The organism is Streptomyces sp. BBFR25 (assembly GCF_044590125.1).
Taxonomy (GTDB): Bacteria; Actinomycetota; Actinomycetes; order Streptomycetales; family Streptomycetaceae; genus Streptomyces; species Streptomyces canus_D.
The window spans coordinates 2,773,428-2,797,914 of sequence record NZ_CP172447.1 but is presented as its reverse complement, the minus strand read 5'-3'; the positions used below and the strand labels follow the sequence as shown (position 1 = coordinate 2,797,914).

The 24,487-nt window shown below is 73.3% G+C and carries 20 protein-coding genes; 9 read left to right on the top strand and 11 right to left on the bottom strand.

Features of this window, described 5'->3' with window-relative positions; genetic code table 11:
- Window positions 1-47: 47 nt before the first annotated feature.
- A complete protein-coding gene (locus ACGH52_RS12765) occupies window positions 48-1,427 on the bottom strand; it encodes an SLC13 family permease (protein ID WP_399939146.1) in 1,380 nt (459 codons plus the stop codon).
- A 198-nt stretch (window positions 1,428-1,625) separates the two neighbouring features.
- On the opposite strand from ACGH52_RS12765, the gene ACGH52_RS12760 reads away from it, so the two are divergent.
- On the top strand, window positions 1,626-2,333 hold the full coding sequence (locus ACGH52_RS12760; protein WP_121704014.1) for a FadR/GntR family transcriptional regulator: 708 nt from the start codon (window positions 1,626-1,628) through the stop codon (window positions 2,331-2,333).
- 21 nt (window positions 2,334-2,354) lie between these two features.
- On the opposite strand, the gene ACGH52_RS12755 is transcribed toward ACGH52_RS12760, so the two are convergent.
- Window positions 2,355-2,957: a hypothetical protein gene (locus tag ACGH52_RS12755; protein ID WP_399939143.1), complete on the bottom strand. Its 603-nt coding sequence runs from the start codon at window positions 2,955-2,957 to the stop codon at window positions 2,355-2,357.
- 99 nt (window positions 2,958-3,056) lie between these two features.
- On the opposite strand from ACGH52_RS12755, the gene ACGH52_RS12750 reads away from it, so the two are divergent.
- Both ACGH52_RS12750 and ACGH52_RS12745 read left to right on the top strand, forming a co-directional pair.
- A complete protein-coding gene (locus ACGH52_RS12750; protein ID WP_052842408.1) occupies window positions 3,057-3,830 on the top strand; it encodes an IclR family transcriptional regulator in 774 nt (257 codons plus the stop codon).
- A complete protein-coding gene (locus ACGH52_RS12745; protein WP_059299219.1) occupies window positions 3,827-4,687 on the top strand; it encodes an SMP-30/gluconolactonase/LRE family protein in 861 nt (286 codons plus the stop codon). The genes ACGH52_RS12750 and ACGH52_RS12745 overlap by 4 nt, the downstream gene beginning before the upstream one ends.
- A 13-nt stretch (window positions 4,688-4,700) precedes the next feature.
- On the opposite strand, the gene ACGH52_RS12740 is transcribed toward ACGH52_RS12745, so the two are convergent.
- The 4 genes from ACGH52_RS12740 to ACGH52_RS12725 form a co-directional block, all read right to left on the bottom strand.
- On the bottom strand, window positions 4,701-6,107 hold the full coding sequence (locus tag ACGH52_RS12740) for an FAD-dependent oxidoreductase (protein ID WP_399939140.1): 1,407 nt from the start codon (window positions 6,105-6,107) through the stop codon (window positions 4,701-4,703).
- Window positions 6,097-7,308 (bottom strand): MAB_1171c family putative transporter, encoded by a 1,212-nt coding sequence (locus ACGH52_RS12735; RefSeq protein WP_399939137.1) that lies wholly within the window; start codon window positions 7,306-7,308, stop codon window positions 6,097-6,099. The genes ACGH52_RS12740 and ACGH52_RS12735 overlap by 11 nt, the downstream gene beginning before the upstream one ends.
- 103 nt (window positions 7,309-7,411) lie before the next feature.
- Window positions 7,412-8,590 (bottom strand): MAB_1171c family putative transporter, encoded by a 1,179-nt coding sequence (locus tag ACGH52_RS12730; RefSeq protein WP_076974192.1) that lies wholly within the window; start codon window positions 8,588-8,590, stop codon window positions 7,412-7,414.
- Entirely contained in the window at window positions 8,587-9,126 is a 540-nt protein-coding gene (locus ACGH52_RS12725) for a toxin (RefSeq protein WP_399939133.1), read from the bottom strand. Before ACGH52_RS12725 ends, ACGH52_RS12730 begins: the two co-directional genes overlap by 4 nt.
- Before the next feature lie 227 nt (window positions 9,127-9,353).
- Between ACGH52_RS12725 and ACGH52_RS12720 the strand changes: the two genes are divergently transcribed.
- The 4 genes from ACGH52_RS12720 to ACGH52_RS12705 are packed head-to-tail and all read left to right on the top strand — an operon-like array spanning window position 9,354 to window position 14,043.
- Entirely contained in the window at window positions 9,354-10,712 is a 1,359-nt protein-coding gene (locus tag ACGH52_RS12720; RefSeq protein ID WP_399939130.1) for an extracellular solute-binding protein, read from the top strand.
- Window positions 10,709-11,650 (top strand): carbohydrate ABC transporter permease, encoded by a 942-nt coding sequence (locus ACGH52_RS12715; protein WP_059299225.1) that lies wholly within the window; start codon window positions 10,709-10,711, stop codon window positions 11,648-11,650. The genes ACGH52_RS12720 and ACGH52_RS12715 overlap by 4 nt, the downstream gene beginning before the upstream one ends.
- The gene (locus ACGH52_RS12710; protein WP_121704019.1) at window positions 11,647-12,510 is read left to right on the top strand and encodes a carbohydrate ABC transporter permease; all 864 of its coding nucleotides are present in this window, start codon (window positions 11,647-11,649) and stop codon (window positions 12,508-12,510) included. The genes ACGH52_RS12715 and ACGH52_RS12710 overlap by 4 nt, the downstream gene beginning before the upstream one ends.
- A gap of 27 nt (window positions 12,511-12,537) precedes the next feature.
- Complete coding sequence (locus ACGH52_RS12705; RefSeq protein ID WP_399939126.1) at window positions 12,538-14,043, top strand: alpha-N-arabinofuranosidase; 1,506 nt, start codon at window positions 12,538-12,540, stop codon at window positions 14,041-14,043.
- A 12-nt stretch (window positions 14,044-14,055) separates the two neighbouring features.
- On the opposite strand, the gene ACGH52_RS12700 is transcribed toward ACGH52_RS12705, so the two are convergent.
- On the bottom strand, window positions 14,056-16,812 hold the full coding sequence (locus ACGH52_RS12700) for a beta-galactosidase (RefSeq protein ID WP_399939123.1): 2,757 nt from the start codon (window positions 16,810-16,812) through the stop codon (window positions 14,056-14,058).
- A 97-nt stretch (window positions 16,813-16,909) separates the two neighbouring features.
- Here ACGH52_RS12700 and ACGH52_RS12695 point away from each other — a divergent pair, with 97 nt between their 5' ends.
- On the top strand, window positions 16,910-17,368 hold the full coding sequence (locus ACGH52_RS12695; RefSeq protein ID WP_059299465.1) for an Rrf2 family transcriptional regulator: 459 nt from the start codon (window positions 16,910-16,912) through the stop codon (window positions 17,366-17,368).
- 221 nt (window positions 17,369-17,589) lie between these two features.
- On the opposite strand, the gene ACGH52_RS12690 is transcribed toward ACGH52_RS12695, so the two are convergent.
- Complete coding sequence (locus tag ACGH52_RS12690) at window positions 17,590-19,158, bottom strand: substrate-binding domain-containing protein (protein ID WP_399939119.1); 1,569 nt, start codon at window positions 19,156-19,158, stop codon at window positions 17,590-17,592.
- Window positions 19,159-19,421: 263 nt separating this feature from the next.
- On the opposite strand from ACGH52_RS12690, the gene ACGH52_RS12685 reads away from it, so the two are divergent.
- Window positions 19,422-20,390, top strand: a complete 969-nt coding sequence (locus tag ACGH52_RS12685; protein ID WP_399939116.1) for an arabinan endo-1,5-alpha-L-arabinosidase — start codon at window positions 19,422-19,424, stop codon at window positions 20,388-20,390.
- Window positions 20,391-20,430: 40 nt separating this feature from the next.
- Here the strand turns inward: ACGH52_RS12685 and ACGH52_RS12680 are convergent, their stop codons facing one another.
- The 3 genes from ACGH52_RS12680 to ACGH52_RS12670 all read right to left on the bottom strand — a co-directional run bounded on the left by ACGH52_RS12680 (window position 20,431) and on the right by ACGH52_RS12670 (window position 24,442).
- The gene (locus tag ACGH52_RS12680; protein ID WP_059299231.1) at window positions 20,431-21,642 is read right to left on the bottom strand and encodes a helix-turn-helix domain-containing protein; all 1,212 of its coding nucleotides are present in this window, start codon (window positions 21,640-21,642) and stop codon (window positions 20,431-20,433) included.
- A 194-nt stretch (window positions 21,643-21,836) separates the two neighbouring features.
- The gene (locus ACGH52_RS12675; RefSeq protein ID WP_059299232.1) at window positions 21,837-22,778 is read right to left on the bottom strand and encodes a hypothetical protein; all 942 of its coding nucleotides are present in this window, start codon (window positions 22,776-22,778) and stop codon (window positions 21,837-21,839) included.
- Window positions 22,779-22,831: 53 nt separating this feature from the next.
- Window positions 22,832-24,442 (bottom strand): DUF6801 domain-containing protein, encoded by a 1,611-nt coding sequence (locus ACGH52_RS12670; RefSeq protein WP_399939113.1) that lies wholly within the window; start codon window positions 24,440-24,442, stop codon window positions 22,832-22,834.
- Window positions 24,443-24,487 lie beyond the last annotated feature (45 nt).

Genomic DNA, 24,487 nt, shown 5'->3' with positions numbered 1-24,487 from the left:
TGCTGTCGTTCAAGGCTGCCGGATCGCGCCTGGTCCGCGAGGTGTGCCTACCCGAATCCGGGCACGACCAGCACCAGCCAGGCCAGCGCCGGCACGGCCGCCACCACGATCCCGCCGTAGACCATCAGCTGGCGGAAGAAGCGGTCCCGGTCCACGTCCGGGGCCGCGGCCAGCACCAGCGCGCCGTTCGTCGAGAACGGGCTGACGTCCACCACCGTCGCCGACACCGCCAGCGCCGCCACCATGCCGACCGCCCCGATCTCGCCCTGCGCGAGGAAGGGCACCGCGAGCGGGATCAGCGCGCCCATGATGCCCACGGAGGAGGCGAAGGCCGACACGACGGCGCCGATGTAGCAGAGCAGCACGGCGGCCAGCAGCGGGACGCCGATGCCGCCGACGCCCTCACCGGCCCAGGTGATGGTGCCCATCTCCTCCAGCACGCCGACGTAGGTGAGGACACCGCAGATCAGCAGCACCGTGGACCAGGCGATCTCGCCGACGGCGCGACGGCTGTCGTCCGGCCAGGCGGTGCTCAGCACGACGGCGAGGGTGACCGCGGTCAGACCGGCGTCCAGGTCGAAGCCGAGGACGGCCACGACCAGGGCGACCAGGGCGACCAGGGTGGCGACGCGGGCGGGGTTGAGGCGGAGGCCGGTGCCTTCGGTGCCGCCGGTGTCCTGGTCGGGGCGGACGGCCACGGCGGCGGGAGCGGTGCCGTCGCCCGCGCTGCTGCCGGGGCCGGTGCCGGTACCGGTGTCCGTGGTCTCCATGCCGCCGCCCTTGCCGGGAGCGCCGCCGTCCTCCGGTGCCACCGCCCCGCGCGCCCACAGCTTCCGCCCGCCGAGCACCGCGAACAGCACGGCCGCGATGAGGAGGTTGGCGACCAGTGAGGCGAGGAAGAGGCCGATCTCGCTGCCGGGGAGCTTCTCCCGCTCCACGATGCCGTTGACGATCGAGCCGTAGATGCTGATCGGTGAGAATCCGCCGGCCTGCGCGCCGTGCACCACCATCGTGCCCATGAGCAGCGGGCTGATCGAGTACCGGGTGGCGAAGCTCAGGGCGACCGGCGCGACGATCGCGACCGCGGCCGGGCTGACCGCGCCGATCGCCGTGAGAGCGCCGGTGAGCGCGAACATCACCCACGGGATCAGCGCCACCCGGCCCCGCACCAGCCGGACGGCCGCGTGCACCAGCCAGTCGGTGGTGCCGTTGGCCCGGGCGATGGCGAACAGATAGGTGACGCCGACGAGGACGACGAACAGGTCACCGGGGAAACCGGCGAAGATGCCGTCCGCGTCGAGGTCAGCTACGAGCGAGCCCACCCCGAACGCGGCGGCGAAGGCGAGCGCGCCCATGTTGACGGAGCGGGTGGTGGCGATGACGAACACCACGACGAGGACGAGGATCGAGATGAGTTCGGGGGACATGCGGGGGCTCCCGAGTGCTGACCTGAGTAGCTGTGTGAGTGGCCGAGTGGCTGAGCCACTTGGAGTGGTGCGGTTGGCTGGTCAGCGTGGGCCCGGCCGGGGGTCACGTCAAGGGGTCGCGCAATAATTGGCTCAGCCACTCGGCCGCCGGGCCACCGTCGGCCCCGGTGCTACGCTCCCGGCGAGAGGGGGGATCTCATGACCGACGCCCTGCGGCCCATGACCAGGCAGCGCCTGTACGAACAGGTACTGGAGCGGCTGCGCCAGTACGTCACCGAGGGCGGCCTGCGGGCCGGCGACCGGCTCCCGCCCGAACGGGACCTCGCCCAGCGCCTCGGCGTCAGCCGCGCCTCGGTGAAGCAGGCGATCGTGGTCCTGGAGGTCCAGGGCCTGGTGGAGGCGCGGCACGGCGGTGGGACCTATCTGGTCCGGGACAGCCTCGACGTCGAACCCGTGGAGAAGATGGTCGAACGCCGTCGGCGCCTCCCGGACGTGCTGGAGGCCCGCGAGGCCCTGGAGACCAAGCTCGCCGAACTGGCCGCCGAGCGCCGCACGGAGGACGACCTCGCCGCCATGCGGGCCGCGCTGGACGTGATGGCCGAGGAGATCGACGGTGGCGGGCACGGCGTCGAGGGGGACCGCCTGTTCCACGCGGCGGTGACGGCGGCGGCGCACAGCAGCCTGCTCGCCGAGTTCATGCGCTCCATCGCCCACCAGATCGCCGAGAGCCGCACCGAGTCCCTGCGCCAGCCCGGCCGCCCGGGCCGCTCCCTGGCCCAGCACCGGGCGATCCTGGACGCGGTGGCCGCCCGGCAGCCCCGGCAGGCCGCCACCGCGATGCGCCGCCACGTCCGTACGGTCGCCAAGGTCCGCCTGCTGGACTGGGACCCGGAGGGCGAACGCTGACCGTCCCTCGCGGGACCCGGGTCACCCGCCGACCGCGATGCGCTGCAACAGCCCCCAGGTGAACTCCGCGACCACCTCGTGCCGTTCGCCGTCCCGGTCCGGGGCGGTGAAGGCCAGCCCCCACCGGGTCGGGGCCGAGCCCTGGAGCGGCCGGGCGGGGGCGAAGGCGCGGGCCGCCTCGTCGACCGTGCACGACCAGGGCGTGAGGTCGTCCAGCGTGCGCAGCTCGGGCCCCCGCGCGCCGGGGGCGCGCACCAGCCACTCGTTCCAGACGACGCCCTTGTCCGCGACGAGCACCTCGAAGCGCAGGTCCGGCCACAGGGGCAGCGCCCACTGCCGGGCCTCGCACTCCAGGTCGCCGATCCGGCGCGGCGCCACCGACTCCGGTTCGCCGAGGACGGAGCGGTACCGCGAGGCGGCCGAGCGGGACCGGGGGGAGCGGAGCATCGCCTGCCAGCGCCTGTTGGCCTCGCGCAGGTCCGCGACCGACGCGCCCAGCTCACGGCGGGCGTCCTCCACCGGGCCGGGGTTGTGGTCGGCCATGCGGCGCAGCAGGACGAGCTGGAAGTCGCGCGGGGTGAACGGTTTCGCGGGCTGCTTTCCGGTCGGCATGGCCACCATCATCACCCGACCATTGCCCAGGCAAACGCGATATGAGTAGCCTGTGTTCGTCATTCCGATCGCCTGTTGAAATCTCGAACACACCTAGGGAGGGGGCTGGACATGGGACGCCTCGTGCCGGCCGTGACCCGGGCTCTCGACATACTGGAGCTCTTCCTCGACGGGGACGGGACGCTCTCCGCCCCCGACATCGTGCGCAGGCTCCAGCTGCCGCGCACCACCGTGCACGAGCTGGTCACCACGCTCGCCGCCCGCAAGTACATCGTCCCGGTCCCCGGGCAGTCCGGACGGTACCGGCTCGGCGTGCGTCCGTACCAGCTCGGTGCCCGCTACGCCGAGCACCTCGACCTCGCCGCGGAGGGCCAGCAGGTCGCCCGCACCGTCGCCGAGACCTGTGACGAGACGGTGCACGTGGCGATCCTGGAGGACACCGACGTCATCTACATCGCCAAGGTCGACTCCACGCACGCGGTGCGCATGGTCTCCGCGGCCGGGCGGCGGCTGCCCGCGCACTGCACGTCCGTCGGCAAGATGCTGCTGGCCTCCCTGCCCGAGCCGGAGGTCGCCGCGCGCTTCCCGGACGGCGCCGAGCTGACCGCGATGACCCCGAACAGCATCACCGACCCGGCCGCCCTGCGCGAGGCCCTGGCCGCGATCCGCGAGCGCGGCACCGCCGTGGAGAGCCGCGAGTCCAACCCGGACGTCTCCTGCGTCGCCGCGCCGGTCCGCGACCGCACCGGCCGCGTCGTCGCCGCGCTGTCGATCTCCGTGCCCATGATCCGCTGGAGCGAGGAGCGCCGCGCCGAACTGGAGCAGCTCGCCGTCAAGGGCGCCGCCGACCTCTCCGAGCGGCTCGGCCACCGGAGCGCGGCATGACGGCGACCGGCACGGCCTTCGAGGTCGCCGTCCACGCGGAGGCGTCCCTCGGCGAGGGCCCCACCTGGGACCCGGCGACGGGCCGCCTCCTGTGGCTCGACATCCTGAACTCCCGCGTGCACACCTACGACCCGGCCACCGGCCGCCGCACGCTGCGCCGCACCGACCAGCACGTGGGCGCCGTCAAGCCCCGCGCGGGCGGCGGCCTGGTCCTCAACCTGCGGGACGGCATCGGCCTGCTCGACCCCGACGACACCTTCCGCTGGCTGCACCGGGAGCCCGTCCCCGGCCGCCGCGGCAACGACGCCGCCGTCGCCCCCGACGGCAGCCTGTGGGCGGGCACCATGCGCTACGACGAGGCACCGGGCGGCGGCACGCTGACCCGGTTCACCGGCGACGGCACCGCCGAGACCGTCCTCGACGACGTGACGGTGAGCAACGGCACCGGCTGGAGCCCCGACGGCACGCTGATGTACTACGCCGACACCCCGACCCGCCGTATCGACGTCTTCGACGTCACCGCGGACGGCCGGGTCGCGGGCCGCCGCCCCCTGGCCGTGATCGAGGACGGCGCGGGCTTCCCCGACGGCCTGTGCGTAGACGCCGACGGCTGTGTGTGGACCGCCCTGTGGGACGGCGGCGCGGTCCGCCGCTACACCCCGTCCGGCGATCTGGACCGGGTCGTCGCCCTCCCCGTCCCGCGCGTCACGGCCTGCGCCTTCGGCGGCCCGGACCTCACCGACCTGTACCTCACCACCGCCCGCGTCGGCCTGTCGGCCCCGCACCCCCTGGCGGGCGCGCTGCTGGTGGTGCCGGGGGCGGGGCAGGGGGTGGCGCAGCCCGCGTTCGAGGGGTGAGCCGAACCGCCGCTCACACCCCCGTGCGGTCGAGCCCGGCGAGCACCTCGCGCTCGCCGGGCGTCAGCGGCGGCCCGGTCAGCAGCGGGAGCGGCGGTCCGGCGAGGGCGGCCAAGACCGCCGCCGGGCGGAACATGCGGGTCGGCGGGGTGCGCATGCTGGTGACGTCCCAGATCGCCGAGGCCGCCGCGAAGTGGGAGGTCGCCGCCTTCGTCATGCGCCGCGTGTACGCCGTCACCGCCCGGTCCACGATCCCCGGCCGTCCGCCGCCGCGCGTCCCCGGGTACAGGACGTCCTGCCCGACGGCCATGGCCCAGGCCGCGTCCACCGGGCGCGCCGCGCCCCGCAGCACCCGCCGGGCCAGGCCGGGCGTGTCGAGCCCGTCGGCCCGGTCCAGCTCCTGGGCCAGGACGCGGGCGCCGAACGCGGCCACCGACATGCCCTGCCCGTAGGCGGGGTTGAAGGTGCCGAGCGCGTCGCCGAGCACCACCAGGCCCTCCGGCCAGTGCGGGGCCTTGTCCAGGTAGTGCCGTACGTTGCTGGTGGACCGGCTCAGGTGCACGTCGGTGAGCGGTTCGGCGCCGGAGATCAGGCGGCCGACGATCGGGTCCGGCAGGTCGAGCGTGTACCGCAGGAAGCCCTCGGGATCGGCCGGCGGCTCACCGCCGCGGGTGCCGCCGCAGCTGACCAGCCAGCGGTCCCCCTCGACCGGCATGACCATGGCGCTCCGGCCCGGCCGGGACACGTACGGATCGGCCTGCACGATCGTCAGCGGGAACCGCTCCGCCCCGGCCGGAACCCGGTACTCGCGCGAGGCGTTGACCAGCCCCGAGTCCACCGTCCGCGTCCGGACGCCGGACATCCCGAGCCCGTCCAGCCAGGGGACGATCCGCGTCCCGCGTCCGCTCGCGTCGACGACCAGGTCGGCGTCCAGGTCCGTCTCCCCGTCGGGCCCCGAGACCCGTACGCCCCGCACCCGCCCCGCGGACCCGGTCAGCCCGACCGCGGCCGCCCGGCGGACCTCGACCCCCGGGTGCTCGAGCACCGCGGCCCGTACCGTCCAGTCCACCAGCGCCCGGGTGCAGGTGAGCATGACGGGCCCCTCGCGCCGCCACCGGCGCAGCCAGCCCTCGGAGGTGTGGGCCAGCATGTCCGAGCTGAGGGATATCTCGTGGGCCCCGGCGGCGAGCAGCCGCTTGCGCAGGCCGACGCCCGGCACGATCTCCTCCATCGCGGTCAGCCCGCCGGTCATGAGCAGGTGCGCGTGCCGTCCCTGGGGCAGCCCGCGGCGCTGACGGGGACCGTCGGGCAGCTCGTCGCGGTCCAGCACGACGACCTCCTCCACGCCCGCGTCGGCCAGGACGGCGGCGGCCAGCATCCCGGCCAGTCCGGCACCGACGACGACAGCTCTACGCGACATGGGGCTCCTCGGGTTCGGTCAGGGTTCCGGTCAGGGACGACGGGTGGGTGCCGCCGGGCGCGGTGGCCCGGCCGGGCGGGTGGTGCAGTGCCTGGGACAGTTCCACCAGCCCGCTCGGGCCGGGCACCTCGGTGGCGTGCAGCCGGTAGGACCCGGCGGCGTCGGACGGTTCCTCGTGGGCGGCGGCCCGGCGCGCCGCGTCGGCGAGCATCGCCGCCTCCGCGGCCAGCCGCGCCTCGTGGGGGGAGTGGCCCGCGCGCAGGGCGGCGTCCCGGGCCCGTTCCCGGACCCGGTGGTCGAAGTACGGCGCCAGGGTGAGCAGGGCGTCGTGGATGGAGACCTCACGCCACTGGAGCCGGGCCCGGGGGAGCTGCCACCGGGCGGACGGCTGCCGGGGAGCCGTGGACACCGACTTCACCAGCGACCACAGCGGACCCAGCCGCCGGTAGTCGTCCAGCCCCCGCCAGTGGGCGAGCACGGACGGCAGCAGCCTGGGCAGGGCGAAGCCCACCGAGCACACCAGTGCCGCCAGCGACGCCATCGGCGGGGCCACCGTGGTGGACAGGAAGTCGAGGTCGTGGCCCGTCCACCGCGCCGCCACGGCCGTGTACTTGGTGAGCTGGAACCCCACCAGGTCCAGCAGCGCGCCGAGCAGGATGAGCCGCAGCCCGGCCCGCAGCAGACCGTCCACCTCGCGGCTCCACTTGACGCAGACGGCGCACATCACCAGCATCGCCGCGCTGTGCCCGAGCAGGTACAGGAGGATCATCTCCCGCATGAACGGGGTGCCCGCGTAGTACGTGTCGAGGTCGGTCAGCCGCTCGGTGTCCGCGTCGGCGAGCAGGAACAGCACGACGATGGCGGCCACCAGCAGCCCGTAGGCGGCCATGCTGCGGACCACCGCGCGCCGCACCACCGGCCGGGGACCGCCCCGCCAGTTGATCAGCAGGACCAGCACCGCGCAGCTGTACGCGGAGAGCATGCCGTAGGTCAGCGGGGCCCCGAAGTTGGCGACGCCGGTGAGGTCGTTGACGGTGCGCAGGGTGGCCGGGGCGGCGCACACGAAGACCAGGGCGCCGAGGACGATCGCCACGCAGGTGGACAGGGTCAGCGGATTGCTCATGGCGGTGCGCGGACGGCGGAACAGCAGGACGGAGGTCATGCCGAACACCAGGGCCGCCAGGTAGACGACGAGACTCACGTCCGACCACTCCTCTCGTGCGGGACCCGTGCGCCCCGGCCGTGCCGGGCGCCCGCGCGGCCGGCCGTGTCCCCGTCGTCCCCGCCGCCGGGCCCGCCGGCTCTCACGCGGTGCCCGCCGTCGTCCGGCCGCTCGGCACGGCGGGCGCGGCCGGGACCCGTACGGCGCCGGCGAGCACGTCGGCGATCCTCGCGAGGGTCGCCGGGTCCGGAGACGGGGCCAGGGGGCGAGAGGTGCCGATGCCGGGCGGTGACAGGGGGCCGGCCTCGTGCCGCAGCGCGTCGACGATCACGGCGGCCCAGGCGCTCGCCCCGGCCAGCTCGGGATCGCCCGTCGCCGCCAGCGCGTCGGCGCGGGTCCGGTCGTACAGGTCCCGGTCGCAGTACGCGTCCAGGTGACCGAGTGCGTTGTGGATGCTGGTCCGGCGCCACATCAGGAGGGTGGCGGGCGAGGCGAACCGCGGGCGCGGCAGCCGCAGCGCCCGGCGGACCAGCAGGTCGTCCAGGGCCCGCTCCAACGGCCCGAGCCGGGCGTACGCGCGCCCCGCCCGCCGCCACTCGGCCACCCGCGGCGTCACCAGCGGCACCAGCACCCCGACGACCACCAGCAGGGCGCCGAGTCCGGCGGCGGCCGGGGAGACCGTGGTGCCGAGCGCCGACCAGTCGTGCCCGGACCAGCGGGCGCCCACCGCGACGAGCTTGACGACGCTGTAACCGGCGCCGCACAGCGAACCGGCCCCGATCAGCGTCAGGCCCGCCCGCAGCCCGCCGCGCACCTGCCGCGCCCAGCGCAGCGCGGACACCGTCGTGACGGTCACCGCGGTCAGGTGGGCGACCAGGTACAGCACGATCATCTGGGCGATGAACGGGGTCGTCGCGTAGTAGGTGTCCAGATCGGTGCGGCGCTCCACGGGCGCGTCGCCGAGGGCGAAGGCCACCGCGATGCCGAGGACCACGGCGGTGTAGGCGAGCGTCCACCGGCGGGCGGTGCGGCGCACCCGGGGGCCGCCGCGCCAGTGGACGACGAGGACCTGGGAGGCGGCGCAGTACCCGGTGATCGCCGCGTAGGTGAGCGGCGCCGCCAGGTTGGGCACGCCGCTCAGCCGGTTGACGGCTCCGACCGTGGGCGGCGCCCCGAGCAGGAAGCAGAGCCCGGCCAGGCCCAGCACCGCGCAGATGGCCCGCAGATACGGATCGTGCCGGTGCCGCAGCAGGTCGGGGGCCCGCACCGCGAGGCCGAGCCAGAGCGCCCCGCAGCTCAGGTAGTTGATCAGGCTGTTCATCTGGTGGTCCCGCGGTAGTTGAGCGCGGCCCCGATGCGGCCGGCGAGGCTCTGCGGGCTGGCCGGGCCGCCGCCCTCCGCGGCGAACACCGAGTCGGTGGAGGCGTCCAGCCAGGTGCGCAGCCGACTGCCCATCAGCATGCCGAAGCGGTCCGCCTCCTGCTCCTCGGCCAGGGAGAAGTCGGTGCGCGCGGCCACCGGCCGGGGCCGGTCGCCCACCCGTTCGTCCGCCTCCGCCCCGCCCTCCGCCCGACGGCGGCTCATGTGCCACACCTCGTGGCAGAGGATCACGATCTGGTGCCAGACGGCCGCGCGTTCGTCCACCACCACGTCGTCGTGGCTCTCGCGCTCCAGCCACAGTCCGCTCGCGGTGTGCGGCGGGAACGCCGCCCGGTGCACGACCACCTCCCGGCCCCGCCACGCGCTGACGGAGGCGACGAGCGCCTCGAACAGCACCTCGGGGTCCGCGGGCACGGCCACCTGGATGGGGTCGATGAGGGCGTCAGCGAGACGACGCATCTCCTTCCTGGTACGCACCGCTGTCTCCTCGTTCCCCCGGCCGTCCTTCGGTCACCCCTGCAATATGCCAAGACGCATGCCCTGTGGGCCAGTTCCGCGGCGGGTCCGGGGCCGTCTCCGCGCCCTCCGGAAAAGTCCTGCCCGGGATCTTGCCCGAACCATTGACGCGCAAGCGCTTCCCACCTACGTTTCCCGTTCGAAGTTACGAGCAACATTCGATATGTCGAACACGAATGGGGCAGGGCATGGGACGACCTGGCCTGAATCGCAGGCACTTTCTGGCCGCGGCCGGCGGCCTGACGGTCGCGGGCAGCTTCGGCTTCGCGGCGCTCGGCACCGGCGCCGACGCGCTCGCCTCCGGGGCGGACACCCGGGTGAGCTACTGGAACCTCTTCAGCGGCGGCGACGGCTACAACATGATCGCGATGCTGGACTCCTTCCGTGCCGACCACCCCGGCATCGACGTGAAGGACTCCACCCTCCAGTGGGGCAGCCCCTTCTACACCAAGCTCGCCATGGCCGCCGCCGGCAACCGCGCGCCCGACCTCGGCGTCATGCACCTCGGCCGCGTCACCGGCTTCTCGCCCGGCCGCCTCCTCGACCCCTGGGACCCCGAGTTGCTCGCCAAGTACGGCGTGCGGGAGGAGGACTTCAACCCCGAGCTGTGGAAGCGCGCCGTCATCGACGGCAAGCTCTACGCGCTGCCGCTCGACATCCACGTCCAGCTCTGCTTCTACCGCAAGGACGTGCTGAAGAAGGCGGGCCTGCTCGGCGACGACGGCCGGATGGTGCCCGTCACCTCCACCGACGAGTGGTTCGACGTACTCAAGGAGGCCAGGAAGGCCACCGCGAAGGGGCTGCAGACCATCGGGCTGTGGCACAACGACCAGAACTTCCAGTGGTGGTTCTTCGTCGCCTTCTACACCCAGCTCGGCGGGACCTGGTTCGACGACGCCAGGACCGAGGTCACCTTCGACACCGACAAGGCCGCCCAGGTCCTGGAGTTCCTGCGCAAACACGTCGCCGACGGCTACGCCAACCCCTCCTTCGGCGGCTCCGCGGGCGCCGAACAGTTCGTCAACGGCTCCCCCTTCGCCTGGGAGGGCAACTGGTCGGTGCCGGTCTTCGACACCGCGAAGCTCGACTACGGCGCCACCCCGCTGCCGCCCGTCTTCGGCAAGCGGGCCACCCACGCCGAGTCCCACTCCTTCGTCCTGCCGCACCAGGCCGACCGCGGCGGCGCCACCAACGAGGGCGCGCACCGGCTCGCCGCCTACGTCGTCCAGCACGCCCGGCAGTGGGCGGCCGGCGGGCACATCCCCGCCCACACACCGACCCTGTCCACGGCCGCGTACCGGAAGCTGAAGCCGCAGAACGAGTACGTCTCGGCCATGGACCACCAGGCCACCGAGCCCAAGGTGTGGTTCGCCGGGTCCACCGGCATCCTCGCCCAGCGGGTCGGCCCGATCGTCGTCTCCTCGACGACGGGCTCCGCGAGGCCCGAGGCCGCCGCCCGCCGGATGAAGGGCACGCTCGCCGAACTGCTCGCCATGAAGAACCCCATGGACGGCCGCACCGCCGCACAGGGAGGCAGCGCCGCATGACCGCCACCAGCGCCGAAACGATCATTCGCCCGGCGCGCGCGAAGACCGCCGCCGACAGTGCCGGGGTCCGCCACGGGCAGGGCTTCCAGCACGGCGGCTGGTTCGTCGCCCCGTTCCTCGCGCTCTTCGCGCTCTTCGTGGTCTGGCCGCTGCTGCGCGGCCTCTACCTCAGCTTCACCGACGCCAACATCTCCGGCGACAGCGCGAACTTCATCGGCCTCGACAACTACCGCGAGGCCCTGAAGGACCCGCTGATGTGGGACGCGCTCGGCCACAGCGCCTACTTCACGCTGCTCGTCGTGCCCTGCATCACCGTCCTCGCCTTCCTCCTCGCGATGCTGGCCCACCACATCGAGCGCGGCAAGTGGCTGTGGCGGCTCTGCTTCTTCCTGCCGTTCCTGCTGCCGTCCACCGTCGCCGCCAACCTGTGGCAGTGGCTGTTCAACCCCGGCACCGGCATGGTCAACCACGTCTTCGGCCTCGAAACACCGTGGCTGACCGACAAGTCGTACGCCATGCTCGCGGTCGTCATCACCACCCTGTGGTGGACCGTCGGCTTCAGCTTCCTGCTCTACCTCGCCGCACTCCAGGGCATCCCCGCCCACCTCTACGAGGCCGCCAAGCTGGACGGCGCGAACGCCTGGCACCGCACGCTCCACATCACGCTGCCGATGCTGCGCAACATCACCGGGCTCGTCGTCGCCCTGCAGATCCTCGCCTCCCTCCAGGTCTTCGACCAGGCCGTCGTGATGCAGGACTTCGGCCCCGGCCCGGAGGACTCGACCCGCACCTTCGTGCAGTACACGCTCGAACAGGGCTTCACCAGCTACCGCGTGGGCTACGCCTCCGCGATCTCCATCATCTTCTTCGTGCTCATCGCGGCCGTCGCCCTCGCCCGGATGTGGCTGCTGCGCAACCGTGAGGAGGGCGGCCGATGACCACCGCAGCGGCGCCGACGCGTACCGAACCCCGCAGGCCCTGGACGCCCGCCCAGATCGTGCTCACCCTGCTCGGCACCGCCGTCTCCGCGGTGTTCCTCGCCCCGCTCGCCTGGGCCCTGTTCACCTCGCTCAAGTCGGAGACCGAGGCGGTCGAGGTGCCCACGCACTGGCTGCCCGAGGACTGGACCGGCCAGGCCTGGACGGCCCTCTTCGAGACCGGCAACATCACCAACTGGTTCGTGAACTCGCTGGTCGTGTCGGTGTGCGTGACGGCGATCGTGCTGCTGGTCGCCGCGCTCGCCGGATACGGCTTCGCCCGCACCGAGTTCCGGGGCAAGGGCGTCCTGATGGGCGTCGTGATGACGGGCCTCATGGTCTCCCCGGCCGTACTCGGCGTCCCGCTCTTCACCAGCGTCCAGCAGATGGGGATGGTCGACACCTACTGGGGCATGATCCTGCCGCAGTGCGCGCCCGCCGCGATGGTCTACATCCTCTACAAGTTCTTCCAGGGCATCCCGCGCGAACTGGAGGAGGCCGCCTTCATCGACGGCGCGGGCCGCTGGCGCGTCTTCTTCACGATCATCGTGCCGCTCTCCCGCCCCTCGCTCGCGGCGGTCGGCATCTTCACCTTCATCAGCTCCTGGAACAACTTCCTGTGGCCCTACATGGTCACCAACAACCCCGACCTGATGACCATGCCGAACGGCATCGCGACCGTCATGAACTCCTACGGCATCCAGTGGGCCCAGCTCATGGCCGGCGGCCTGATGGCCGGCCTGCCGCTGATCGTCGTCTTCGTCTTCTTCCAGCGCCAGATCGTGGCGGGCGTCGCCCACACGGGCCTGGCCGGCCAGTAGCCCCTCACACCGTCCCGAAAGGAAAAGATGCGCACCGCCCGCTTCACCCTGGACCCCGCCTTCACCGTCGGCGCCGTCAACCCGCGCCTCTTCGGCTCCTTCGTCGAACACCTCGGACGCTGCGTGTACACCGGCATCTTCGAACCCGGCCACCCCGCCGCGGACGCCGAGGGCCTGCGCCAGGACGTGCTGGAGCTGGTCCGGGAACTCGGCGTCACCGCCGTCCGCTACCCCGGCGGCAACTTCGTCTCCGGCTACAAGTGGGAGGACTCCGTCGGCCCGGTGGAGGACCGCCCGCGCCGCCTCGACCTGGCCTGGCGCTCCACCGAGACCAACCGCTTCGGCCTGTCCGAGTACATCGCCTTCCTCAAGAAGATCGGCCCCCAGGCCGAGCCCATGATGGCGGTCAACCTCGGCACCCGCGGCGTCGCCGAGGCCCTGGAACTCCAGGAGTACGCCAACCACCCCGCCGGCACGGCCCTGTCCGACCTGCGCGCCGAGCACGGCGACAAGGACCCCTTCGGCATCAGGCTCTGGTGCCTGGGCAACGAGATGGACGGCCCCTGGCAGACCGGCCACAAGACCGCCGAGGAGTACGGCCGCGTCGCCGCCGAGACCGCCCGCGCCATGCGCCAGATCGACCCGGACCTAGAACTCGTCGCCTGCGGGTCCTCGGGCCAGTCCATGGAGACCTTCGCCGAGTGGGAGGCGACGGTCCTCAAGGAGACCTACGACCTGGTCGACCACATCTCCCTGCACGCGTACTACGAACCGCACGACGGCGACGTCGACTCCTTCCTCGCCTCCGCCGTCGACATGGAGTCGTTCATCGAGAACGTCGTCGCCACCTGCGACCACGTCGGCGCCCGCCTCAAGTCGAAGAAGAGGATCAACCTCTCCTTCGACGAGTGGAACGTCTGGTACATGGCCAAGACCCAGGCGGAGGTCGGCGCCCTGGACTGGCCCGAGGCGCCCCGCCTCCTGGAGGACAACTACAGCGTCCTGGACGCGGTCGTCTTCGGCTCGCTCCTGATCGCCCTGCTCCGGCACGCCGACCGCGTCACCGTCGCCTGCCTCGCCCAGCTCGTCAACGTCATCGCCCCGATCATGACCGAGCCGGGCGGCCCGGCCTGGCGCCAGACGACGTTCTTCCCCTTCTCCCAGGCCTCGAAGTACGGCCGCGGCGAGGTGCTCGACGTGCGGGTGGACTCCCCGACATACGACACGGCGAAGTACGGCGAGGCCGACCTGCTGCACGCCACCGCCGTGCGCGCCGAGGACGGCACGGTCACCGTCTTCGCCGTCAACCGCTCCCGCACCGAGGCCCTCCCGCTGGAGGTCGCCCTCGGCGGCCTGGGCGTCACGGAGGTCGTGGAGCACAGCGCCCTCGCGGACGCCGACCCCGACGCCCGCAACACCCTCGCCGAGCCCGAGCGGGTCGTCCCGCACCCGGTGGACGGCACGACCCTGGGCGGCGGCAGGCTCACCGCCGCCCTGGAGCCGCTGTCCTGGAACGTGATCCGGCTGCGCTGAGGCCGCCCCGGATCAGCCGCGGCCCCGGCCGGGGGAGGGCACGGGCTTCACCGGTACGCCACCGGCCGCGCTGCCCAGCAGTTCCAGGCGAACCGGGCCGGGGCCCGGCGGGGTGTCGCCCCCGGACAGCACCGCGAGGGCCAGGGTGTTGGCGGCGGCGCGGGTGCGCAGGATGCCGTTCGGCAGGACGAAGGTGTGCGGGGCGCCCGTGTCGCCGCCCACGTACTCGCCGAGGTTCCAGCCGTTCAGGAAGACCTGGACGCGTACGTCGCGCGCCCGGGTGCCGCCGACGACCAGTCCGACCGAGGCGTCGGTCTCCGGGGGGACGTCCAGGCGGAACGTGGTCCGGTACCAGGTCACGCCCTGGCGCCGGTCCTCGTCCGGGGCGGCCGCCGGGGACCCCGGCTCCCAGGCGCCGTCGTCGTAGCCGGGCAGGTGCCAGCCGTGGCGTTCCCCGTACAGCCCGCCGGTGTTGAGCGGCCCGCGCACCGGGTCGGGGGCGGCGGCGCCCATGATCCGCCAGCGCACGTCGGGCGAGGCGCCCTCGAAGCGGGCCGACGCCAGCCCGCGGGCCGCCCGGTACGCGTCCTGGCCGTGCTGCGTGCGCCGGACCAGGACGGACAGGACGTGTCCAGCGTCCTCGCCACCCCGTGCGCGCAGGGCCCGCGGCAGCCGGAAGTTTGCCGTGGCCGCCCAGGTGCCCTGCCCGTCGCCCGCCCCGCGCGGCCGGTGGCTGCCCAGCGGCTCCCCGTCCAGCCAGGCCATCAGCAGGCCGTGCGCGCCCGTGCGGTACGACAGGGACACCGACTCCAGGCCCGCGGCGCCGGTGAGGCGGCCGCGGTACCAGACGTCGCCGTAGTGGAAGCCGTAGTCGTCGGCGAAGAGCACCGGCTGCCCGTCGGGGACCGGGGTCGTGCCGTGCGACGTGCGCCGGTCGGCGACCGTCCAGCCCTCGTCCCCGTAGTCGGGCCGCGACTCGAAGTTCTCCGTGCGCCGCCGCCAGCCGTCGAGCGCGGGCAGGACCAGGTCGGGCACCCCGGGCAGCGGCCACACGGTCATCAGGCTCAGGGCGCGGCCCAGGCCCGCCTGGACCGGCGCGCCGTTCCACGTGACGTCGGTGATGCCGGGCGGGGCCCACACCTCCAGCTCGCGCTCGTCGACCGTGTCGCCGGTCAGCCGGATCACGGCACCGTCCAGCGCGGCCTCGCGCAGCAGCTCGGGGCCGCGCACCAGGACCCGGCCCGACGGGGTCTCGTACGGCCACAGCCGCAGCGAGGCGGCGTCGTCGGCGAACAGGAGGAGCAGGGTGCGGTCGGTTTCGCCGCTGCGCACCCGCACCCGGGTCAGGCGGTCCTCCTTGAGGGGCACCATCACGTGCAGCCTGCCGCGGTCGAAGGTCCAGGCGGCCTCCTCGTCCAGCCGGGTCGGCCAGGGCTCGCTCGGACAGTCGAGGACCAGGTGCGCCATCTCGCCGGCCCGCCCCACGAACGCGGCGATGTCCAGCTTCCCGACGCTCAGCGACAGCATGGGCTGCACGGTGGCGTACGCGAGCCGGCGCCCGGCGCCCAGGTGGAGGCCGGTGGCGAGCAGCTTGGCGTCCCGGGCGGGGACGGTGACCTCCACGTCCGCCCCGCCCATCGGCACCGTCGAGGTGACGTCGGCGGCGGAGTCGTTGCGCAGGACGTAGGCGTGCGCGCCGGTGTCCGGGTTGGCCAGGTGCCGCACCCGGATCCGGCGGTCCGCGGCCCGGACCGGCGCGGCCTCGGCCATCCGGGCGAAGTCCGGCACCTGACGCAGGAGGTGGCCGAGCTGGTGGAGCGGCGCGAGCTTGTCCGTCGGCCGCCGCGCCTCGTCGATCGCCGCGGTGGGGTCGTACGTCGGGGAGGGCGCCGACGGCGCGGGCAGCCACCCCCACGAGGTGCCGCCGAACGCCATGCGGACGTTGTGCAGCGTGCTCCCCTGCGCCAGGCGGTCGAAGTGGGCCCGCCGCGCCTCGGCGGCGTCCCGGGTCCGCTCCGGTTCCTCCCAGGCCGGCGGGGAGTCGGCGTGCAGCAGCGGCACCTCGATGCCGTCGGCGCGCAGCCGGTCCCGCAGGTGGTCCAGGTCGGCGCGCCCCGGGGTGTCCGCCCGGTAGAGCAGCACCGTGCCGGTGCCCCGGGTGAACTGGTGCCGGGCGGCGATCGCGTTGACCCGGGCCAGCCACTCGTCGGCGTGGCGCAGATAGGCGGGATCGGTGGTCCTGGCCCGTCCGTCGACCGTCGTCAGCCAGCCGGGCAGGCCCCCGGCGTCCACGTCGGCGCCGATGTACGGGCCGGGGTGCAGGACGACGTACAGGGCGCACTCGGCGGCCGTGCGCAGGAACAGGTCGAGGTCGCGGACGCCGGTGAAGTCGTACCGGCCGGGGGCGGGGGAGTGCTGGTTCCAGGCCAGGCGCACGCTGACCGCGTTGTGGCCGTACGCCCGCATCTTCTGGAGCACGTCCCGCCACAGGGACGGGCTCGGCAGCCGGAAGGGGTGCAGCTCGCCGGACCACAGGGCCAGCCGCCTGCCGTCCACCAGCAGGGAGTACCGGTCCAGGGCGATCCGGTGGCGCCGGCCGTCGGCGCCGGGCGGGCCGGGCGGCCGCCCGGTGGGCACGGGGCCCGGAGCGCCGGAGGCGGGCAGCGCCGCGCTGCTCACGCTGCCGCCCAGCGCGAGACCGAGGACGGTGGTGCCCGCGAGGGCGCTGAACGCTCGTCTGCCGAGCTTGCTGGGCCTGCTGAGCTCCAAGGGAGCCTCTCCTGTGTGCGCGCGTACCTCTGGTCCCGTCAGTCGCGCGGGACGCCTGTGCCGGGCCATTGTCCCAGCGCGCGCCACAATGGTCGGCATGAGGATCTCGGCGCGTGCGGACTACGCGGTACGGGCGGTACTGGAACTGGCCGTCCGGCAGGACGATTCCCCGGTCAAGGCGGAGGACGTGGCGGCCGCGCAGGACATTCCGCACAAATTTCTGGAGGGGATCCTCGGGGACCTGAGGCGCGGCGGTGTCGTGGCGAGCCGACGCGGCGGGGGCGGCGGTTACCGGCTGGCGCGCGAGGCGGCGGCCATCACGGTGGCGGACGTGATCCGGGCGGTGGACGGCCCGATCGTCTCGGTGCGCGGGGAGCGGCCGACGGGGCTGGTGTACACGGGTACGGCGGGGCCGCTGCTGCCGCTGTGGGTGGCGCTGCGCGCCAACGTGCGCAGGATCCTGGAGGGCGTGACGATCGCGGACCTCGCGGCGGACGCCCTCCCGGCCCCGGTACGACAGCTGGCGGCGGAACCGGCCGCCTGGGAGAACCCGTGAGGCGGTCCCGGCAGGGAATCGCGGCCGGGGCGGACTGGCCGGCGAGGACGGGTTCCGGCTGTCGGTGGCCGCGCCGGGGGCACCTCGCGGCGGACGCGTTGCCGGACCCGGTGCGGGAACCGGCCGCCTGGGAGAACCCGTAGGGCGGTCCCGGCGGGAATCGCGGCCGGGGTGAACCGGCCGGTGCGGACGGGTTCCGGCTGTCGGCGGCCGCGCCGGGATCACCTCGCGGCGGGCGTGCCGTCCGGGCGGCAGAGCAGCGGCTTGTCCAGTTCGGCGCAGGGGCGGTGGCCCTTGGAGCGGACGATGTCCTTGCCGACCTCGTCGGCGAGGTAGCGCAGGAAGCCCGCGGCGATCGAGTCGGCCGGCGGTTCGCCGTAGGTGTAGGCGATCTCCGTCTGCCAGTACGGGTACGCCCCCTGGTCGGCGCCCTCCAGGGTGGCCGGGTAGCCGTCGATGCGGACCTGCCGGACGTCGTCGTGGGCGGCGGCGGCGCCGACCTCGCTGTGCCCCAGCGCCCCGGGGGTGGCGGCCACCGTGTCCAGCAGCGTCCCGGTGCCGCCCACCTCGCAGCGGCCCGGCCGGCCACGCTCGAGACCGGCGCAGTCGGGGGTGGTGACCGCGGGGAGGGGGCGGCCGTCGAGGACCTGCTGTTCGAGCGTGGTGCGGGTGCCCGAGCCCGGGTTCCGGCTGACCAGGTGAATGGGGACGTCTTCGCCCTTGACCTGGCTCCAGTTGGTGACGCGCCCGGCGTAGATGTCGCGCACCTGCTTCAGGGACAGGTCCTCGACCCCCGCGTCCTTGTGCACGACCAGGGTGAACAGGGACAGCGCGACGGGCCTGGGCAGCAGCCGCGGGCGGCCGTCGGACTTCGGTCCGTCGCTGAACGTCAGTCTGTTCCCGAGCCCCCGGCCGTCCGGGAGCCGGGCGCCCGCACCGGCCGCGGCGAGGGTGTCGAGCCCGTCGACGCTGCCCTTGAACGAGGTGTCGGTCAGCGGGATGCGGGCGTCCGGGCAGGTCCGCTCGTACTGCCGCGCGGCCTCCCGCAGTACCGGCGCGAAGGCCGTGGAACCCGACAGGTGCAGGGTCCCGGCGGCGCAGTCCAGCGGCGCGGCCGCGTCGTCGCTCCCGGCCAGGGTGAACGCCGACTGGGTGGCGCTCACCAGGATGAGCGAGGCGAGCAGCCACCGGACCTGCCGCGAGGCGAACGGGTAGTACGCGGTCTTCTTGATGTTCCCGCCGCGCACCCCGCCGACGACCCCCGCGGTGACCTCCGGCTCCGGGAACTCGGGCTCGGTGAAGCCGTCTTCGCGGTCCAGGACCGCCAGGACCTTGTAGTGCGCCCTGCGGTTGAGGATCACCTTGGGCAGCCTGATCTCCCGGCCCGTGGTCTCGAACCCCTCGGCCCCCGGCACGAAGAACGTCGGCGGCACCTGGGCACTGCGCTCGGTGACGGTCATGCCGACCACACGCCGGCCGGGGAAGGCGATGCGTATGCCCACGGGGTCGCTGGCGGGAGCGACGTAGTCGCCGGCGACCACGGGACTCCAGCCCGCGTTCTCGATCCGCAGCAGCACGACCGAGGGGTCGTTCAGGTTCGTACCGTCCCACTGCATGCGCTGCAGCACCGTGGTGTCGGGCCCCGAGGCGGCCGAGTCCCGGATCGTGGTGTCCAACTGGACGCGATAGCCGAGCCGTTTGCGGCCCGCCAGCACGAACTCCCACAGCGCGGCCACGACGGGCACGGCCAGGCCCAGGACGGCGGCCACGGAACCCCAGGACAGACTCACGCCCGGCTCCCCCTCAGGACGGTGACATGGGAGGCCATGGTGGCGGGGGAGGGACCGGAGCGGGTGCTGCTCCGGTGACTCTCCAGTTCGAATTCACGCGCCGGACACCTTCGACACCCGGCGTTTTCCGGACATCAACCGCCGTCATTGACAGGGGCGTTGACGCGCAAGCGCTTCGACCCTAGGTTCCGTCACTGCGCAATGTCCGACAACACGACCGTTGTTCGACATGCAGAACACGAGATGTGGAACAGGAGCCCCCCATGCGTCGCAGACGAGCCGCACTCCTCGCTCTCCCCACCGCCGCCCTGCTCGCCCTCGTCCCCTCCACGGCGTCGGCCTATCCGAACCCCGGCCGGGTCACCGGCTCGGTCGTCACCCACGACCCGACGATGATCCGCACCCCGTCCGGGCAGTACCGGCTCTACGCCACCGGCGGCGGCATCAGCAGCAAGACGTCGTCCGACCGCACCGCCTTCGCCGCGGGCGCCGACGCCTTCGGCTCCCGGCCCGGCTGGTGGTCCCGCTACTCGTCCGTCCCGGAGGCATGGGCGCCGGACATCTCGTACCACGGCGGGAAGTACCTGATGTACTACTCCGTCTCGTCCTTCGGCTCCAACACCTCCGCCATCGGACTCGCGGTCTCCACCACCGGGGCGCCGGGCAGCTGGAGCGACCAGGGCATCGTCTACACCTCGAACGCCGCCGCCGACTACAACGCCATCGACCCGAACCTCTTCGTCGACGACGACGGCACGTGGTGGCTGTCCTTCGGCAGCTGGTGGACCGGCATCAAGATGATCCGCGTCGACCCGTCCACCGGCAAGCAGCTCGCGTCCGACACCGCCCGCCGCTCCCTCGCCTCCCGCCCGACGGGCAGCAAGGCCGTCGAGGCCCCCTACGTCGTCAAGCGGAACGGGTACTACTACCTCTTCGCCTCGTACGACGTCTGCTGCGACGGCACCAGCTCCACCTACAAGGTCAAGGTCGGCCGGGCGACGAGCGTCACCGGGCCCTACCGCGACCGGAACGGCGTCTCGATGACGGCGGGCGGCGGGACGCCGGTCCTGGAGTCGCACGGCAGCGTCATCGGTCCCGGCGGTCAGTCGATCATGAACGACGTGGACGGCGACCTGATCGTCTACCACTACTACGACGGCAGCGACAACGGCACGCCCAAGCTCGGCATCAACCTCCTGGACTGGAGCAGCGGCTGGCCCGTGGCGTACTGAGCCGCACGCCGGTACGGGCCCGTACGACCGGCCTCGGGCATCACTCCGCGTCGTCGTGGCCCCGCAGGTGCAGCGAGCGCAGGGCCACCTCGATGGCGAAGCGGTGGTCGGGGTCGGCGAGCCGGTCGCCCAGGTGGGTGTCCAGCGTCCGCAGGCGGTAGCGGACGGTCTGCGCGTGCACGCCCAGCATCTCGCCGACCTGCTCCGCGGGGGCCCGGGTGGACACGTGCACCCGCAGGGTCTCGACGAGCCGGTCGCGCCGCCGGGCCGGCAACGCGTCGAGCGGGGCCAGTTCACGGGCCGCGATCCGGTCGACCAGGGCGGAGTCGGACAGCAGCCACAGGGTGGTGAGGTGGTCCTCGCAGCGGATCAGCGGGGCGTCCGGTATGACCTCGTCGTCGACGAGCTGGAGCACCCGGCGGGCCCAGCGGACCGAGTCGGCGGCCTGGCCGATCGGCACGGTCAGACCCAGCGCGGCGCGGGTGCCGGTCAGGGCGGTGCGGAGCATGTCCAGGCGAGCGGGCGTGAGGTCGCCGGGCACGAGCAGGTGCGGCTGCGGTATGTCCAGGTCGGCGAGGACGTCACGGTCGAGTCCCGCCTGGATGTGGTCGGGTGCCGGGGACTGCAGCGCGACGAGGAAGCAGGACCGGGGCAGTTCCCAGGCGGCGGCCTTGCACAGTTCGGAGACGGCCGTCCGGGGCAGCGGCGAGGCGGCCAGCAGGAAGTGGAGTAACTGTCTTCGTAACGCGGACTCCTCGGAGGCGGCCCGCTCCCGGACCTCCGCGTACCCCTCGCGGGTGATCGCCTCCAGCTCCTCGACGTACGCGAAGAGCGCGTCGGCGAAGGCCAGGATCAGCGAGGGGGAGAGGCTGTACTGGCGGCCCAGTGTCTTGGCCCGGCGCAGCGCGATGCGGGCGCCGAGCCGGTAGGCGCCCTGCAGGACCTCCAGGTCCCGGCCCTCGTAGGCCTCCACCCGGCCGAACCTGCGCAGTAGTTCGTCGCGCAGCTCCGAGCTGCTGGAGGGGTCGGCCACCCGGTCCACGAAGGCGGTCAGCGCCTGTTCGACGCCCTGGCGGATCGCGTCCCCGTCCGGGCCGTTGAGCAGCCTGCCGTACACCGGGTAGCTGCGGGTGACCTCGGTGCGTATCTCGTTCAGCAGCCCGGGAAGCAGCGGGCGCATGAAGGCCGCGAACTTCTTGGGGAGGGGATCGAGCGGTTCACCGAGCACCGAGGGACGCGCGATTGAGGGCATGAGTGATCCCTTGCCGTCGACATGTCCGGTGGGATGGGCCGACCGGGCCCCGCCCTCGGCGGGCGGAGCCTGGACCGGTCCAGGGAGTTCACCGGTCTGGCAAGCAGACGGTAAATCAACTTTGTTGTGTTGTACATCTCTTGGGGAGGAATCGTGTCACGGTTGTGTACGCCGTGCACCGTGTCCCGTGACCGCTACTTGACGGCGGAGTGCCAGTTCTCCGAGAGGACCTTGCCGGCGTCGGGGACGACGGTGCCGGGGGCGTTGAGGCCGGTGAGGTGGGTCCGGGTGTCGTTCAGGGTGACGCTGTTGTTCCCGGCGGCGGAGGGCAGCCCGGTCTTCGCGTTCACCGCGGCGTTGATCAGACCGACGTTCAGGCCGCAGCCGGTGGCGCCGGGCACCGCGAAGGCGTCGTCGTTCTGGGTGGCGCCGGTGAGGTTGATCCGGCTCATCTCGCCGGCCGCGTCCTCGGTGCCGTCGCCCTGGAAGAAGGTCATGCCGAACTCGGGGTAGGTGCGGTTCTCCGGGCGCAGCACGATCGGGTTGGCGGCCGTCCCGATGTAGCAGTTGTCGCCGAGCAGCGGGTTCTCCAGGTGGATGCGGACCGGCAGGGCGACGATGGGCAGGTCGGTGAGGACACCCGCGGTCTGGTCGAAGGCGTAGGGCGCGCCGACCGACTCCATGGTCGCGGTGATCTTGTTGAGGCTGGAGTTCTCCAGCGACTTGCAGATCCCCGTGATCACGAAGATGTCGCTGGGACACATCAGGCCGAGCAGTCCGCCGGGCACGGCGGCGGGCTCGGCGACCAGCGCGCCGGAGGCGGGGGCGACCACGCTGCTGGTGCCGTCCGCGTTCTGGACGACGCCCATCTGGAGGTTGGTCCTGCCGGTCGTCACGGTGGTTTTCCCCAGCTTGATGGTGCCGCTCGCCGAGGTGGACACCACGCACTGCGGGGTCTTCTCGAAGCCGTCGGCGTTCAGCATCGCCGGGGCGTCCACGGGGCAGCGGGTGAAGGGGGCCCACTCGCCGTTCAGCGCGGGGTCGGCCGCGGTCGCCGTGCCCAGCGAGGCGAAGGCGCCGAGCGCGGTCAGCGCGGACACGGTGGCGAGCCGGGTGCGGGTGGAGATCCGGGGCATGGTGGTGGCCTTCCGTGGAGTGGAGGTGACAGGGGCGGGGTGCGGCGGTCGGATCAGCGCTCGGCGACGGGGATCTCGTAGGGCTGGAGGTCCTCGGTGCACTGGCCTTCGTTCTCGGGGCTCGGGAAGACGGGCGCGGCGATCGCGCACGTCTGGCCCTGGACCTGCTTGATGTGGTTGCCGGGGCCGGAGACGGAGGCGGTGAGCAGGCGGTCGAGGTCCTCGCCGTCGGTGCCGCAGCCGGTGAAGGCGGGAATGGCCGTCTCGCCGGACAGCACACCGCCGCTCAGCAGCAGGTAACCGGTGGCCGGCAGGCCGATGACCTGCTCGCCCCGGCCGTACAGCACCAGGTGGTCCCCGGGGAAGTTGGCGGGGTCCGGGTCCTCGGAGGTGAGGGACGTCTCGGTGCGGCACCCTGGACCGACGTCCAGGGGCGTCCCGTTGACCTCCAGATCCAGCACGTGCAGGACCAGCGGGGCCCGGACGTAGGTGTCCGTGATCGTCGTGAAGTCGGACAGGCGCATCTTCATGCGGGAGTCGATCCTCATCGGACCCGTCTGCTCCAGCACCATGGTGGCCTTCACCGGGGCGAAGTCGAAGGACAGGAAGGTCGCTTCGAAGGGCGGTGACTGCTTGCGCTCCCGGTAGTGGAAGTTCGCGTACGACAGGGTGTCGAAGATCAGGTACTCCGGGTCGGGCGGACCCGGCACGGGCAGGCCCTGCTCGATCAGGACGCAGGACGGCGGGAGGTACGCGGCGCCCTTCATCTTCTTCACGTTGGCGTAGCCGGTGACGTAGGCGTTGAGCGACACGTCCGTGGGCGGGTGCTGCTCGTCGTAGCGGCACGGCGGGACGTCGTCGCGGTCCGGGGCGGCGCCGGGGGTGTTCTCCAGCACCTTCGGCGCCCGCTCGGACTGCCGCTCCGGCTGCCGGTCCGCCGGTCCGTCCGCCGGTCCGTCCGGCCGTCCCCCGTCGGGGGCCCCGGAGGTCCCGGACGGTCCCGGCGCGGACGGCGAACCGCTCGGTGCCGGCTCGCCCGTACCGACCGGTACGGTGGCCAGCAGCCCCTGGCCGGGCGCGTCCTCGGCGAGGGCGCAGTCGACGGTCAGCGAGCCGGGGTCCGCGGTGGCCGGGTCCGCCGCCCCTGGCTCCAGGTCGATGGCGAGGGCGCCCGCGGAGAACGTCAGGTCGCCGTCGCCCCGGCCGGCCACCGAGGGGACGTCGCCCCGCGCGACCAGCGTCAGCGGGCCCGACGCGGGCAGCGCGACGGACTCGGAGCCGCCCCGCCAGGTCGCCGCGGCCGTGGCCGCGTTCTGGGCGACGCCGACCGCGAGCCGGGTGGCCGCCCGTACCTCGGCCGCGTCCCGCGCGGTGAGGTCCGCGACCGCCTCCGCCGGCAACTCCACGGTGGTGGTGACGTCGGACGGCGTGAACGCCTCGCCCGCCTCGGCCCGTTCCGGGAAGTCCGCCGAGATCCGCACCGTCGCGGGCAGCCGCCCCGAGGGGAGGGTGCAGACGTAGGGGAGTTCGGCCTCGACCTCCTGGGTGCCCGAGGCGGAGGCCGTGGTCGGGACCAGGGCGGCGAGCACGACGAACGCGGCGATCGACGTGGTCCGGGCACGGACCCGGGGCGGCCGCGGGGCGGCGGCTGGCTTGGCTTTCATGCGACTCCGCTCGGATGGCTCGGACGGGAGGCCGGTCTCCCCGGG

What these genes read in the sequence shown, in the direction of transcription:
- ACGH52_RS12670 (WP_399939113.1), bottom strand. Translation starts at nt 24,442, where the DNA reads ATGAAAGCCAAGCCAGCCGCCGCCCCGCGGCCGCCCCGGGTCCGTGCC.
- ACGH52_RS12730 (WP_076974192.1), bottom strand. Translation starts at nt 8,590, where the DNA reads ATGAACAGCCTGATCAACTACCTGAGCTGCGGGGCGCTCTGGCTCGGC.
- ACGH52_RS12720 (WP_399939130.1), top strand. Translation starts at nt 9,354, where the DNA reads ATGGGACGACCTGGCCTGAATCGCAGGCACTTTCTGGCCGCGGCCGGC.
- ACGH52_RS12755 (WP_399939143.1), bottom strand. Translation starts at nt 2,957, where the DNA reads ATGATGGTGGCCATGCCGACCGGAAAGCAGCCCGCGAAACCGTTCACC.
- ACGH52_RS12680 (WP_059299231.1), bottom strand. Translation starts at nt 21,642, where the DNA reads ATGCCCTCAATCGCGCGTCCCTCGGTGCTCGGTGAACCGCTCGATCCC.
- ACGH52_RS12715 (WP_059299225.1), top strand. Translation starts at nt 10,709, where the DNA reads ATGACCGCCACCAGCGCCGAAACGATCATTCGCCCGGCGCGCGCGAAG.
- ACGH52_RS12760 (WP_121704014.1), top strand. Translation starts at nt 1,626, where the DNA reads ATGACCGACGCCCTGCGGCCCATGACCAGGCAGCGCCTGTACGAACAG.
- ACGH52_RS12750 (WP_052842408.1), top strand. Translation starts at nt 3,057, where the DNA reads ATGGGACGCCTCGTGCCGGCCGTGACCCGGGCTCTCGACATACTGGAG.
- ACGH52_RS12685 (WP_399939116.1), top strand. Translation starts at nt 19,422, where the DNA reads ATGCGTCGCAGACGAGCCGCACTCCTCGCTCTCCCCACCGCCGCCCTG.
- ACGH52_RS12765 (WP_399939146.1), bottom strand. Translation starts at nt 1,427, where the DNA reads ATGTCCCCCGAACTCATCTCGATCCTCGTCCTCGTCGTGGTGTTCGTC.
- ACGH52_RS12695 (WP_059299465.1), top strand. Translation starts at nt 16,910, where the DNA reads ATGAGGATCTCGGCGCGTGCGGACTACGCGGTACGGGCGGTACTGGAA.
- ACGH52_RS12705 (WP_399939126.1), top strand. Translation starts at nt 12,538, where the DNA reads ATGCGCACCGCCCGCTTCACCCTGGACCCCGCCTTCACCGTCGGCGCC.
- ACGH52_RS12675 (WP_059299232.1), bottom strand. Translation starts at nt 22,778, where the DNA reads ATGCCCCGGATCTCCACCCGCACCCGGCTCGCCACCGTGTCCGCGCTG.
- ACGH52_RS12710 (WP_121704019.1), top strand. Translation starts at nt 11,647, where the DNA reads ATGACCACCGCAGCGGCGCCGACGCGTACCGAACCCCGCAGGCCCTGG.
- ACGH52_RS12740 (WP_399939140.1), bottom strand. Translation starts at nt 6,107, where the DNA reads ATGTCGCGTAGAGCTGTCGTCGTCGGTGCCGGACTGGCCGGGATGCTG.
- ACGH52_RS12745 (WP_059299219.1), top strand. Translation starts at nt 3,827, where the DNA reads ATGACGGCGACCGGCACGGCCTTCGAGGTCGCCGTCCACGCGGAGGCG.